Raw genomic sequence first — 12,940 nt, 5'->3', positions numbered from 1 at the left:
AGCCATGGACAATGTGAATCTCCCCCTGATCACGATCGGCGTCACCCTGCTGTGCGGCGTGCTCGGCGTCATGGGCCTGCACGCCTACTCCGGCGGCAAGGCCGACCGCGACGAACTGGTCGACCGGCTCTCCCACGTCGGTCACCTTCCCGAGACGGGCCGTCGTCGCCGGTTCCGCACGCTCGACCGCAAGCTGCGCAAAACCGCTCTGGGCCGGAAGCTGGAACTGAAGCTCGGCGCGACCGGCATGGAGCTCACACCGGGCGAGTTCTTCGTGTACGCGCTCCTGGCGATGGCCGGGCTGTGGATGATCGCCTCCTCGATGCTTGCCGCGTTCTTCGGCCCGGTGGCCGCCCTGATCGGCCTGTGGGGCACCAACGCCTTCCTGAACTGGCAGCGGGTCAAGCGCACCGAACGCTTCATCAACCAGCTCCCCGAGCTGTCCCGCATCCTCGCCAACGCCACCCAGGCGGGCCTGGCCCTGCGGACCGCGCTGTCCATGGCCGCCGACGAACTGGAGAACCCGGCCGGGGAGGAGCTGGCCCGCGTCGCCCGCCGCCTCGCCGTCGGTGAACCCCTGGAGGACGCGCTCAGCGAGGTGACCGACCGGCTGCCCTCACGCGAACTCGTCGTCCTGGTGACCACACTGGTCCTCTCCAACCGGGCCGGCGGTACGGTCGTCAGCTCCCTGCGCAACCTCACCGAGACCCTGGAGGAACGCAAGGAGACCCGGCGCGAGGTCAAGACCCAGCTGTCCCAGGTCACCGTCACCGCGTACGCCGTACCCGGCTTCGGGATCGGCGCCATGCTGCTGATGAACGCCGTGATGCCCGGCGCCCTCGACCGGATGACCGGAGCCCTCATCGGCCAGATCGCCGTCGTCATCTCCATCGTCCTGTACGCGATCGGATTCATCGTGATCCGGCGCCTGTCCCGTATCGACGTCTGACGGCCTGAGAGAAGAACCAGACATGGACTTGTTGCTCCCGCTCGTCGTCGGACTCGCGGTGTACGGAGCCATCCACGGCATCCGGATGTACCGGGCCGATGCCAAACTGCCCGGCGACCTCGCCATCGCCCTGGAATCCGGCGCCACCCGCACCAGCGCGGTGGGCTCCGGCGTCGACCGGCTCGGCATCCGCTGGGCCCCCATGGTGCTGCGGATGATGGGACCCAAGGCGGTCACCAAGAAGCGCCGTCAGATCGACCTGGCCGGTAACCCCGGCGGTCTCACCATCGACCGGTACGCCGCCCGGCGCGCCGTCTACGGGGCGCTCGGCGTCCTCGGTGCGTTCTCGATGCTCCTGCGGGGGCAGCTCTTCCTCGCCATCTTCATGATCGCCTTCGGTCTCTTCTGGGTGGAGGCGGGCATCTGGTCCGCCATCCGGGTCCGCCGCGAACACATCGAGCGCACCCTTCCCGACTTCCTCGACGTCCTGGCCGTCGTCGTCTCGGCGGGTCTCGGCTTCCGCCAGGCGCTCGCCCGCGTCGCCGAGAAGTACGAAGGCCCCTGGGCCGACGAACTCCGCATCACCCTGCGTCAGATGGACATGGGTGTCAGCCGTCGCCAGGCATTCGACGAACTGCGCAGGCGCAACGACTCGGAACAGGTCGCGATGTTCGTCACCACGCTCCAGCAGGGCGAGGAGCTCGGTGCCCCGATCGTCGAGACGCTGATCCAGATCGCCAACGACATGCGCCGCACCGACGCCCAGAACGCCCGCCGCAAGGCGGCGAAAGCGGTGCCGAAGGCGACCTTCGCCGTCACCTCCTTTCTTCTGCCCGGCACGCTCCTCCTGCTGACCGTGGGCTTCGTCTACGGCGCCAACGTCGACTTCGGCGCGCTGACGGGCGGCTGACGATGACCGACGACGGCGATCACGGGGACAGACGGGAGGTGGCAGGCCCATGACGTTTCAGCTCAGCGGTATCCAGCACGGACTCACCGCGGACATGACCATGGCCGCCACCGACCCGCAGGCGCGCCCCGCGCTCGCCATCCAGGTCAACGCCCTGCAGGCGATGTGCCGTCAGGTCTTCGGCTTCCGGCTGGCGATGATCGCCATAGCCACCCCGTTCGCCATCAGCCACACCGCGCGCGGCCTCGCCACCTGGTTCATCGGGGCGGCGATCCTCATCACGTTCATGGGCAGCTACCTCCTGTTCCGCGACTGGGAACGCTTCGGCCCGCGCCTCCTGCGCCACCCCTGGCTGCTCGGGATCGACGTGTTCTTCGGCGCACTGCTGCTGATCACCGCCACCCCCGAGTCCACGCTCGCCTACGTCACCGTCTGCACCCCGCTCCTCGCCGGCCTCGTCTACGGCTGGCGGGGAGCCGCGGTCTTCGCCGCCGTCCAGGTCGTCATCGTCTTCGGCGTCTACAACACCGTCCCGAAGCTCGAAGGCGGCGACGCGACCAACCTCCTGCTTCCCGGCTTCTGCGTGATCGCCGGGGCCGTCGGCGTCACCCTGCGCAATCTGCTGCTGCGCTTCGGCACAGCCAGCCAGGCCCTGACCGAGACCCGCGCCCGCCTCGCTGTGAACGAGGCCGTCGAAGGGGAGCGCACCCGCCTCGCCCGCGAGATGCACGACTCCGTCGCCAAGACCCTGCACGGTCTCGCCCTGGCCGCCGACGGCCTCGCCGGATCCGCCGACCGGATGGACCCGCCCACCGTCAGGCGACAGGCCGAACTCGTCGCCCGTGCCGCCCGCCGGGCCGCGGCCGAGTCCCGCGAACTGCTCACCGACCTCCGCCGCGAGTCCGGCCTGGACGGCGGCGTGGACGTCGTCGACGAACTCCGCGCCCGCGCGGCCGACTTCAGCGACCGCCACGGCCTCGCCGCGACCTTCCGCCGGATCCAGGAGCACATCCCCGTACCGCCCGTCCCGCAGGCGGTCGCCCGGCAGCTGCTCACGGTCGCCTCCGAAGCCATGGAGAACGCCCACCGCCACGCGGGCCCCACCTACCTGATCGTTCTCGCGGGCGTGAAGGGCGACGTCCTGCGCGTCAGCGTCTACGACGACGGACGCGGCCTGCCCGCGGGCACCACCCTCGACTCCCTCCGCCGGGCCGGACACTTCGGCCTCGTCGGCATGGTCGAACGCGCCGCTTCCATCGGCGCCCGCATCCGGATCGGCAGGGGAGAGGCTTCCCAGGGCACCGAGGTGCGCCTGGAAATACCCCTCGCCGCTCTTGGCACCACCCCTACCGTCCCTCCATCCACCCCCCACCCGTAGCTCCTGAGAGGAGGTCGCAGAATGCCGGACGACGTCCCCCGCGCGTCGAGTCAGAACTGGGTGGCACAGAACCATGCCTCCCCGCACACCTCGCCGCACATCGCACCGCGCACCACGGAACACAGCTCCTCAGGGTTCCCCGTTCCTCAGCAGACCGCGGCACCCGAGGTCCTGCCCGTCCCCTTCCCGACGACACCCGGTCCCCAGGCCCCCGCCCAGCTCAGGGTGGTGGTGGCGGACGACAACCCCGTGGTCCGGGCCGGCCTGGGCGTACTGCTCTCCGGCCGCGCCGACATCGAGGTCGTCGCGGAGGCGGCGGACGGCCGCCAGGCCTACGAGCTGGCCCTGCGGCACCGCCCGGACGTCGTCCTGCTGGACGTCCGGATGCCCGGGGTCGACGGCATCTCGGCCCTGCCGCACCTGGTGCGGATCGCGCCCGTGATGATGCTGACCTACAGCCGTGAGAGCGAGATCGTCCACGAGGCCCTGCGCCTGGGCGCGGGCGGCTATCTGGTGCACGGCGAGTTCACGGCGGACCAGCTGGTCCAGGCGGTACGCGACACGAAGCACGGCCGGGCCAACTTCACGGCCACCGCCGCGAACGCCCTGCTCGCCCATATGCGCAACGGCGTGGACCCCGGGCGCGGAACGCTCCCGGAGGGCCTGGGCACCGCCCTGACCGTCGGCGTGCCGTACCCGCCCCCCGGCTACGAGGCGCAGCCCGGCTTCACAGCATCGCCACCACTCACGGTGGCGCCACGACAGGTCCGAGAACCGGAAGGTCTTTCGCAACTGCAACCTGTTGTGGGACAGTCTTCCATGACCAGGGGGCCCGGCGCGGCTCTCAACAGGCAACACCACGGGCTGAGTTCGAGGGAGGTGGAGGTCATGGAGCTGATTGCGTCCGGAATGAGCAACCAGCAGATCGCCGCCACCTGCTTCATCAGCGAGAAGACCGTGAAGAACCACATCAACCGCATCTTCACGAAACTTCACAGCGGCAGCCGCAGCGAGGCGATCGCCCGCTGGCTGGGCACGGCACCTGCGACGGGCAGCGGCTCGCGAGGGGCGGGCGGCCATGGCTGAGCGGGACGGCAACGCGGGGGCCCAGAGCGCGCTTTGGGCCCGGGAATGGGCCCTGGGACCCTCTGGTGAGCAGGGAGCTCCCCTCTATGTTTCTCATGTCGCAAGCGGCACCGGCCAGGAGGAAGCCGGAGTCGGGCGCGACATGCCAGGAACGTGCGAGTCGGCCGGCAATCGGTCGGCCGAATCAGGAGGGGAACACCATGTCGGACATCACCCTGAAGACCGCCATCCGCGTCAACGGCTGGGCCAACACCGCCGTCAGCAGCATCCAGAAGCGCTACGCGGCGAAGGACCGGGGTCAGACGGCGTTCGAGTACCTGGGCATCATCCTGGTGGTCGTGGCGATCATCGGGGCGATCGCGGCCTCGGGCATCGGCGGGAAGATCTCGACTCGGATCGACGGACTGGTCACCTCCATCACGTCGAAGTGACCGGACACCACCGGTCGGACCGAGGGCAGGCCTTCCCCATCTACATCGTGATGGTGGCGGGCCTGCTCTTCCTCGTGTTCGCCTTCTTCGCTGTCGGCAAGGCATCGGCCTTGCGCAATGGATCCCAGGGCGCGGCGGACTCCGCCGCGCTCGCCGCGGCTCAAGCCGCCCGCGCGGATTTCTACGGGGGGTTCATGGCCTCGCTCCCCGAGAAAATGCTCGACACATTTTTGGCGGCTCCCTTCCCCGTGCCGTGCGGCGCGGCCCAGAGCTTCGCATCGGACAATGACGCGGATGTCGTGGCATGCGAACCGCCCGAAATCGTCCCCAGGTTCGGCAGAATCACCGTCGAGGTCAAGGGTCGCAAAGCGGTGGACTCGTCGGTCATCCCGGGTACGAAGCGCACCTTCGCCAAGGCCAAGGCCACGGCCGTCATCGAGTTCCGCTGTGACTGGCAGTCCTTCGACTTCAACGACGACGGTACCCAGGATCTGTACGTCTTCTCGTGCGGCAAAGCCGGGGTGGTCAAGATCGAGCCGTTTGGTGTCAATCGGCCCTGGTCCGAGATCAGCAAGATTCTCTTTGACGTGCGGTTGGTCGACAAGTGACAGCGAACGACGAGTAGAGGAATCGGACCATGAGTATTCGGCGTACCACGACGGCCAGAAGGATGATGGCCGCCGTCGCGATGACGGCGACCATCGCCCTTGCTCTCACCGGTTGCGGTGAGGACAGCGGTGGAGAGGCGCAGGGCGGAGGCTCTTCGCCCTCCACCCCGGCCACGCCCTCTGCGGAGGGCAAGGGAAAGCAGCAGGAAGACACCGCTGCCGGGGAAAACGTGGACCCGAATGCCAAGCTGGCCGAGGCGCGAGGGGAAGGCGGGCTCAAACTCGTCGTCCAGCAGGTCACGCGCGATGCGGGCGGTTTCGTCACCGTGCAGGCGGAGATCACGAACGGCGGCGACGGGACCCGTAACAGCGCAAGCTGGGGAGGGCAGGAGAGTTCGGTCGTCGCGAAGAATCCGAACTCGGTGGCCGGTGCCACCTTGGTCGACAAGGTCGGCAAGAAGCGCTACTACGTTCTCAGGGACACGGACGCGCGGTGCCTGTGCACCACGGCGATCGCCCCGTTGTCACCGGGGGAGTCGGCTCCGATCTTCATGCAGTTCCCGGCACCCCCGGAGACGACGACCGAGGTGGACTTCTCCCTGCCCACCTTCGCCACCACGTCGCTGAAGATCTCTGGGTGAGCGCCGATATGACGACCATGCGACGGTCCGCGTCAGGGCGTCACGCCGGGCGCGTCCTGGTGGTGGGCCTGCTCCTGGCCGGAACCACGGTGTTCGGCGCGTCCACCGCGTTCAGTGACGACGGTCCCAGTGTGCCGCCGGGGACGGAGGCGACGTCCCAGCCCCCGGTGCAGCTCGACGCCAACGACCCCGACCTCAAGATGCCGGAGGGCGGGACGCTGGCGCCCGGCAAGGTTCTCGACATCGTGCAGGTGGTCGAGGACATGGGCGGCGAGGAGCGCCGTGAGGACAGCAACGCCAACATCAAGTTCGCGCTCCAGGCCGAAGTGCTCTTCGGCAAGGACAGCGCGAAGCTGAGTCCGGCGGCCAACTCGCGTATCGCCGCCATCGCGGCGGAGATCAAGAAGCAGAACGCGACCAAGGTCCGTGTCTTCGGCTTCACCGACGACCTCGGCTCCTCGGCCCACGGCGACGTGCTCTCCAAGCAGCGCGCCGACGCCGTACACGGGGTCCTGTCGAAGGAGCTCGGGGCCACGATCTCGTTCGAGATCCGCGGATACGGCGAGCAGTACCCGATCGCCAGCAACAGCGACGAAGAGGGCAGGAAGAAGAACCGGCGCGTGGAGGTCTCCTTCCCGCGCGGCAGCGCTTCCTGACCCCCACCGCAACGCGCGACGTGCGCGGGGCCCGGCACCGCGACCACTGGAACCCCAGGGTCGCGGTGCCGGGCCCTCGCCGTTTCGGCCGCCCCTTCGGCTCCGTCGCCGCACACGTACCGCGCCCCCGTGGCCGTACAGGTACCGAGGCGCCGTGGCGTACACGTACCGGCCGACTCCGCCCCGTACCCGAGGTGCCGGTGCCGTCAGGTCCATCCACCCGTCGCCGCGAACCCCAGCAGCAGGCCCGCCGCGAACAGGGTGAGTACGAGGGTGAACAGGGCCGGCTTCAGCAGAGGCCACCAGGTTCCCGGGCCCGCTACCGTGGCGCGGCGCGCCGGGTCCGACGGGTCGTAGCGGACCCGGACCGGCGCCCCGGGGCCGATTCCGGACAGGGTGGGGGAGGCGTCGGTGAACTCGACCTCGTGGCCCTGCGGGGTTCGGAAGGCGAACACGTACTCCGTCGCGTAGCCGCGCTCCGTGTCCGGGCCGCGGTCGGCCGTGCGACGTTGCGCGCAGCGGCCCCCGGCGAGGAGGCCGTGCCGGATCAGGCGGAGCACCTGGGCCGTCCGCAGGGCCGAGCGGGCCGCGAACGCGGCCAGGAACAGGCCGAACAGGAGCAGGAAGGTGGCGGTGCCGCCGGGCAGGAAGTCCATGGGAGGCGTGCCCGGCGGCGCTACTTGACGGTGATGGACTTGACGAATGCGTCCAGGTCTCCGGTGCTCAACTGGTCCTTCACCGCGTTGATCCGGACGGCGAACGGCACTCCCTTGGAGTCGACGCCCGCGACCACGACGCCCGTCATCGGGGTTCCGACCGTCGGGGTGTCCTCCTTGCCGTCCGCGGTGAACTCGTAGTCGATCCTGCGGGCCTCACGGGCGCTCTCCGCGCCGACGAGCCGGATGTCCTCGGTCGCCTTGCGGGTGGAGCCGAGGCCCAGGCCGGCGCCCGCCGCGGCCGCCGCCTCGCCCGCGGTGCTGACGCCGGTGGCGAAGTTCAGCTGGACCGAGACCATGCCGGTGCGCACCCCGGACTCCTGCTTGAGCGCCACGGCGGCGTTGCTCTTGCTGCGCCGGTCCGCGGGCTGCTCGGCGTACCCCTTGTTCTTGGGGTAACCGACGGAGAGCGCCTTGGTGTCCAGCGTGCCCCAGCCGTCCGGGACCGACGCGGCGTCGTCGCTGCCGCAGCCGGTGAGCAGGGTGGTCAGGGCGATGACGGCCGCGGCGGCCGCTGTCGCCGCGCCGAACGGCCGGGACTTCTTCAACGGGGACGTGTTCGTGGCCGTCATCGGTGGTCTCATCGCCTCTTCGTCGTGCGGTCGGTCCGCCGTGCTCACTTCGCGCAGTAGCTGTACGGAAGATACGTGCGATTGTCGCCCTGCGGGGCTCCGAGGAACCGCGCGTCCGTCAGCGTCTCCTTCTTGTGCTCGTCGGAGAGGGAGAAGCCGAGGCTCATCCCGAGGGAGACCTCGAAGCCGAACTCCTGGGCGTCCGTCTCGCCGAGGTAGCGCATCGTGCTGGACAGGCCGTCCTCGAACATCATCTGCTCGAAGGGGTCGCTTCCCTCGGGCCGCTTGTCCATGGCGCGGTCGCCGAACATGTACTCGAACGGGGCGGTGTTGTTGCCCGAGCCGTCCAGCCACTGCTCGGCGATGGCCCGCTTGTCCTCGGTGGCCTTGTCGGTGTCCTTGCCGAAGATGATCGAGTTCGTCTGGACGTCGATGCCGGAGTCGCCCGAGGAGTCGCCGACGCTGCCCTTGCCGCCGCGCTTGTCCTTGCCCTTCTCGCCGTTGTCGCCGCCGACCTCGACCTTGCCGGACGTGGAGCCCTTGTCCACGGTCTGGGTCATGTCGATCCGGACGATCTTCCCGGTCTTCTGGTCGCGGGTGACGGTGATGGCGCCGGTGTGGTTCTCCTTGCCGCCCAGCGTGCCCTTCAGCGGCCCCGCGTTTCCGCTGACCTTGCCTTCGAGTTCGAGCTTGGCGGTGTACGTGGACGACTCGTTCCCGTTCACGTCGTCCTTGGTGATGGTGACCTCGGGGGAGAACTTGGCCTTGCCGCCCAGCTTGGCACCGAGCTCCGTCTCGTCGCCCGACTTGATGGAGAGGCCGCCGTCCGCGTACGCGTTGAGTCCGACGGTCGAGTAGGAGATCTTCTTGTCGCCGATCTTCTTCTCGATGTCTTCCTTCTTCTCGGCCCACTTCATACCGGAGTACCAGCCGCCGCCGTACCCGCCGCTGTGCTTGGTGGCGGTCTCCCACATCTTCATTTCCTCGATGTCGTCCCGCATCTTCTGAGCCTCTTCCTCGCTCTTGAAGATCCAGGTGTCACCGTTGGTGATCTTGATGCCGCCGCCGATGTCGATGTCCGCCTTGCCGAGGCTGCCGAGCTTCACGCCCGGGGTGCTGGCGGTGGCGCCCGCCGAGGCAGCGTCGGTGAACGTCATGGTGACCTGCTTGTCGTTCTCGTCGACCTTGCCGTCACCGTTCACATCGGAGTTGGCGCGGGAGACCTTCTGCTGGAAGCCGTACTCCTCGCCCCACTCGAACCAGCCGATCTTGACCTTGCCGCCGGCCGTGTCCGAGATGCTGGAGACCTGGCACATCTTGGGCTCGTAGTCGGCGTCGGTCTTCGGCTTCGCCTCGGGCTCCCCGCCGCCCGTGGAGCAGGAGCCGCCACCACCGGCGAGCGAGCTGATCGCGCACCGGATGCGTTCGCCGATCCTCCCGCCGACCCCGGCCATCGCCATCGCGCCGATCAGCGTGACGACGAGGACGACCACCCCGAGGTACTCCATGGCGGTGGCCCCGCCGTCCCGCCAGTTGTACGAGTACTGCGGCGGGGGAGGGGGCTGGGTGGCGCGCTCCTCCAGCAGCCGGTCGACGGCGACACCCGCCGCCGCGCCCGTGGCCAGGGAGACGACCGGCATCAGGACACCCTCGATGTCCACGACGTTCCACGAGACGGCGAAGCCGTACACGAGGCCGGCCAGCGGGACCGCCAGGGCACCGAGGAGATAGACGATCCGGTTCTCGCGGTGCTCGTCGGGGAGGATGCGGGCCGCGGCCAGAACCGTCAGCAGGGTGACGACGAGGCTCGGTACGTGCATGAGGGCGAGGCGCCAGCCGAACGACTCCAGGCGTGCTTCGCTGCCCAGCAGCTCGACCAGCACCCGGTTGGTCATGAACCCGGCGGCGATATAGACCAGCGCACCCGTGGCCCAGCTCCGCGTCAACGCGAAGAACCAGCCGCTCTGTTCCCGCTGATACAGGGTGCCGGACCCGTCCGGACCGCGGTGTCCCGCCGATATGTGGCCCGCGCTCCTGTCCCCCCAGCCGCCGCCACCACTCACGGTTCAACCTCTCTCCGGCCACACGTGTGTTGCCTGTTGACCGTGAGCGTACGGCCGGAAATCGGCGGTGGCGCGGGCCCCCGGTCCCAAAGCCGGGCCCAACTCCCGTGCCCTGAACGGGGGCGTACCGGGCGGAGGGGCGCGCCGGTTCGGCATGACGGGGGCGAAGGTTCCGATGGGGGCCGCTCTTGGGCCCGTGGGCCCACGCCGGAACCGCCGCGGCTCAATACGCTCGTACCTGCCGGTGGTCGCCGACCACGACACCGCCGCTGTCCAGCTCTGTGTCCGGATGTCCGCACGACCACCTCCGGGCCATACCCATAGGCAAATCGATCTCCGGTGGTACTTGTCCGACCGGGCATCGACCCCTACTGTCGAATTTGCGCACGCGAATATTCATGTTCACGCTGTGATGGGGTGAGGCGTCGATGAGTGCCGGCTTCTTCTACTCGTACCACCTGGGCTGGACCCGGCTGGACGCTCAGACACTCCTGGGCGACCTCGAAGCGGAAGGGCTGCGCCTGGCCCATCCGGCAACCGGGCGCACCGTCCTGGTCAGCCAGGACTCGGTGTCGGCCGGGGCCCGTTCCCCCGTCACCCGGGAGCAGTTGCTGTCCATTGCCGGACTGCAAAGGCTCGCCGAGATCGGGTTCCGGCTCTGGGTCGGCGGCTCCATGGACGTTCTCGTACGCATCCGCCGCGCCAGGAGCGGGGCGGTGGCCGTCGAGTTCGGCCTGGGCGAACTGCCGCCGGTCGAGCAGGACAGGGTCGTGAGCGCCATACGGCGGACCATCGGGCGGGCATCCGTCCTGTGCATCGGCTTCGTCGTCGACCGGCGGGGCACGACGGCCGCCACCGACTGGGACGGCGTCGTCATCGACGGCGCGGCGTATCTCGACGAGTGGCCCGACGTCGTCGCCGTACGCGAGGAAATCGCCGCCGGGCACCCGCAGTTGGCGGTCCTGGACTCGGTGGGGCACTCCCCGTGGCGGGTGTTCGGGAACGCGGTGCTCAGCGTCTGACCCGGCGCGCCGCCCCGCTCACGGAGCCCGCCGGCCAGTGGGTCCTGGGGCCCAAGACGCCCGCGACCTGGGCGGTTAGCGTCACCTTGGTAACGGATCAGGGTCCGGCCCGGCGCTCCCCCATGGTGCCGGGCCGGACAGCTACCAGAAGGTGACGGCAACACGTGCAGACGGCGGAGCAGCTCACGCTGACCGAGGAGGAGTCCCAGCTTCTCCAGCAGGGCCTGCTCGAATGGACCGGTCCGGCCCGCTGCACGGAGGAATTCGCCGTCGCCATGGGCTTCGCCGGCACCGAGGACCTGTACCACCGGGGCATCCGGATCCGCGGTGCGCTGGCCGCGCGGCAGGCCCTGGAGCCGATGGACTGGGCGCGTGCGCTGCTGGCCACCGAACTCGCCTTCGCCAGTGAGGTGGTCGGCTCCGGATACGGGTGGGCCACGACGACCGGCTGGCCCGACGACCTCACCGTGCGGGTCCTGCGCTCCACCCAGCTGAAGCTGATCCGCACCGTCGGCCCGCTGGTCGGCCGCGGGCTCGGCACCCGCCACGCGCGTTTGTGACCCGCTCCCGCCCGTAGGCGCGCGGGCACGCGTCACGCCAGACCTGATGGGCCACATACACCCGCTCCCGCCCGTGGACGCGCGGGTGACGGGCCGGGCGCCGCGATGAGCGAAGCCCGCGCGGAGTTCCCCGACCTCGCCCGCGGTACCGGGGCGTCGTGCCGCTGACGGCGGCGGCCCCGTCGCGCGGCGACCGCCGCCCCTCGTCACACCGTGCCCCGCGGCTGCCGCGATGCGGGGGAGGCGGCTACGCGTCACTCCCGGCCGTCACGTGGACCTCGACCCGTGCGCCCGGCCGCAGCCCCCAGCGCTCCATCGCCCCGGCCTCCGACTCCATCACATGCCGGGCACGCAGCCGCGGCAGCCCGAGCCGGCCGGGCTTCATCGTGCGGACCGCCAGCACGTTGAACTTCCGGTCCAGGTACGCCACATCGATGGTGAACCGCATCCGGAAGGTGTGCACACTCCCGCAGGGCGTGAGCATCAGCGCCCCGTCGATCCCGTCCCGCCCGAGCAGCCCCCGGGTACGGGCCCGGTAGGAGGCCGCTATCCGCAGCGGAACCTCACGCTCCCCGGTGTCCGCGCCGACCGTGAGCATTGCGTCGCCATCGCGCCATTTCCTCATGGGCACCGACCGTAGCCCCCGGCGCCGGATCGTGGGTCCCGAACGGCCGCCAGTGGGCCCCAGGGCCCAAGCCCCTTGTCGTGCCGCCCGATTAAGGTCCTGGTGTGGACGCAACGCTGATCGCCGTCGCCGCCCTGTGGGGCGCCGCCACCGGGCTGCTGATCCCGCGTGCCGCGTACCGGTTCTCCGTCGAGCCGGAGGAGCCCTGGCACGACACCTGCCCCTCGGGGCACCCGCTCACCGGGCCCGCCCGCGGCTGGCTCGGTTCGACGCGGTGCACGGCCTGCGCCGTGGCGGTCGTCCCGCTCTCCCGGCCGGTGGCACCGGGCGATCACGACGGCGAGCGTGACGGGGGCCACGACGGCGAGGGCGGCCGTGAGGGCGACGGGGGCCGTGGCGCGGCTGCGGAGGCGACCGGCTCCCCGGTTCCGGACACCGGCCGCTACGCCCCCGGCATCCTCGCCCCTGTCGTCACCGCACTCGCCTGCGCCGCGCTGGCGGCCGGCGCCGGGCTCAGGCCCGAACTCGCGGTCTGGCTGCTGCTCGCCCCGGTCGCCGTGCTCCTCGCCGTCGTCGACCGCCGCGTCCACCGGCTGCCCGACCCGCTGACCCTGCCCCTGGCCGCCGCGGCGGCGCTGCTCCTGGGAACCGTTTCCCTGCTCCCCGAACACGCCGGATCCTGGACCTCCGCACTGCTCGGCGGCCTCGCCCTCGGCGGCTTCT

15 protein-coding genes are annotated in these 12,940 nt (G+C 70.1%); 11 read left to right on the top strand and 4 right to left on the bottom strand.

The annotated features are described in order from the left end of the window. Positions 1-4 precede the first annotated feature (4 nt). The 8 genes from A6A29_RS01825 (at position 5) to A6A29_RS01790 (ending at position 6,659) form a co-directional block, all read left to right on the top strand. Positions 5-949, top strand: a complete 945-nt coding sequence (locus A6A29_RS01825) for a type II secretion system F family protein (protein ID WP_073718130.1) — start codon at positions 5-7, stop codon at positions 947-949. A 22-nt stretch (positions 950-971) separates the two neighbouring features. Then, positions 972-1,859 carry a DUF5936 domain-containing protein gene (locus A6A29_RS01820; protein WP_073718129.1) on the top strand — a complete coding sequence of 296 codons (888 nt, stop codon included), beginning with the start codon at positions 972-974 and terminating at the stop codon, positions 1,857-1,859. Positions 1,860-1,908: 49 nt separating this feature from the next. After that, positions 1,909-3,237 carry a sensor histidine kinase gene (locus A6A29_RS01815; RefSeq protein ID WP_073718128.1) on the top strand — a complete coding sequence of 443 codons (1,329 nt, stop codon included), beginning with the start codon at positions 1,909-1,911 and terminating at the stop codon, positions 3,235-3,237. A 21-nt stretch (positions 3,238-3,258) separates the two neighbouring features. Then, positions 3,259-4,323, top strand: coding sequence for a response regulator transcription factor (locus A6A29_RS01810; RefSeq protein ID WP_073718127.1), 1,065 nt, complete (start codon positions 3,259-3,261; stop codon positions 4,321-4,323). A gap of 200 nt (positions 4,324-4,523) precedes the next feature. Continuing rightward, entirely contained in the window at positions 4,524-4,754 is a 231-nt protein-coding gene (locus A6A29_RS43695) for a Flp family type IVb pilin (RefSeq protein WP_073718126.1), read from the top strand. Further along, on the top strand, positions 4,751-5,362 hold the full coding sequence (locus tag A6A29_RS43690; RefSeq protein WP_274535782.1) for a pilus assembly protein TadG-related protein: 612 nt from the start codon (positions 4,751-4,753) through the stop codon (positions 5,360-5,362). The genes A6A29_RS43695 and A6A29_RS43690 overlap by 4 nt, the downstream gene beginning before the upstream one ends. Positions 5,363-5,391: 29 nt before the next feature. Beyond that, positions 5,392-6,003: a hypothetical protein gene (locus tag A6A29_RS01795; protein ID WP_073718125.1), complete on the top strand. Its 612-nt coding sequence runs from the start codon at positions 5,392-5,394 to the stop codon at positions 6,001-6,003. A gap of 8 nt (positions 6,004-6,011) precedes the next feature. Continuing rightward, positions 6,012-6,659 carry an OmpA family protein gene (locus tag A6A29_RS01790; RefSeq protein ID WP_073718124.1) on the top strand — a complete coding sequence of 216 codons (648 nt, stop codon included), beginning with the start codon at positions 6,012-6,014 and terminating at the stop codon, positions 6,657-6,659. A 206-nt stretch (positions 6,660-6,865) separates the two neighbouring features. Here the strand turns inward: A6A29_RS01790 and A6A29_RS01785 are convergent, their stop codons facing one another. Genes A6A29_RS01785 through A6A29_RS01775 form a run of 3 tightly spaced genes read right to left on the bottom strand, consistent with a single transcriptional unit; the run spans position 6,866 to position 10,010 of the window. Beyond that, entirely contained in the window at positions 6,866-7,315 is a 450-nt protein-coding gene (locus tag A6A29_RS01785; RefSeq protein ID WP_073718123.1) for a DUF3592 domain-containing protein, read from the bottom strand. A gap of 20 nt (positions 7,316-7,335) precedes the next feature. Continuing rightward, on the bottom strand, positions 7,336-7,947 hold the full coding sequence (locus A6A29_RS01780) for a hypothetical protein (RefSeq protein ID WP_073718122.1): 612 nt from the start codon (positions 7,945-7,947) through the stop codon (positions 7,336-7,338). 44 nt (positions 7,948-7,991) lie between these two features. After that, positions 7,992-10,010, bottom strand: a complete 2,019-nt coding sequence (locus A6A29_RS01775) for a hypothetical protein (protein ID WP_073718121.1) — start codon at positions 10,008-10,010, stop codon at positions 7,992-7,994. A 428-nt stretch (positions 10,011-10,438) separates the two neighbouring features. Here A6A29_RS01775 and A6A29_RS01770 point away from each other — a divergent pair, with 428 nt between their 5' ends. Next, on the top strand, positions 10,439-11,032 hold the full coding sequence (locus A6A29_RS01770) for a hypothetical protein (RefSeq protein WP_073718120.1): 594 nt from the start codon (positions 10,439-10,441) through the stop codon (positions 11,030-11,032). A 164-nt stretch (positions 11,033-11,196) separates the two neighbouring features. Continuing rightward, positions 11,197-11,592 (top strand): hypothetical protein, encoded by a 396-nt coding sequence (locus A6A29_RS01765; RefSeq protein ID WP_073718119.1) that lies wholly within the window; start codon positions 11,197-11,199, stop codon positions 11,590-11,592. A 247-nt stretch (positions 11,593-11,839) separates the two neighbouring features. On the opposite strand, the gene A6A29_RS01760 is transcribed toward A6A29_RS01765, so the two are convergent. Continuing rightward, positions 11,840-12,217: a DUF192 domain-containing protein gene (locus A6A29_RS01760; RefSeq protein ID WP_073718118.1), complete on the bottom strand. Its 378-nt coding sequence runs from the start codon at positions 12,215-12,217 to the stop codon at positions 11,840-11,842. A 104-nt stretch (positions 12,218-12,321) separates the two neighbouring features. On the opposite strand from A6A29_RS01760, the gene A6A29_RS01755 reads away from it, so the two are divergent. After that, on the top strand, positions 12,322-12,940 hold a 619-nt coding region (locus A6A29_RS01755; protein WP_241838291.1), incomplete at its 3' end, for a prepilin peptidase.

Source organism: Streptomyces sp. TSRI0281 (assembly GCF_001905125.1).
Classification (GTDB): domain Bacteria; phylum Actinomycetota; class Actinomycetes; order Streptomycetales; family Streptomycetaceae; genus Streptomyces.
This window is presented reverse-complemented; position numbering and strand designations above follow the sequence as displayed.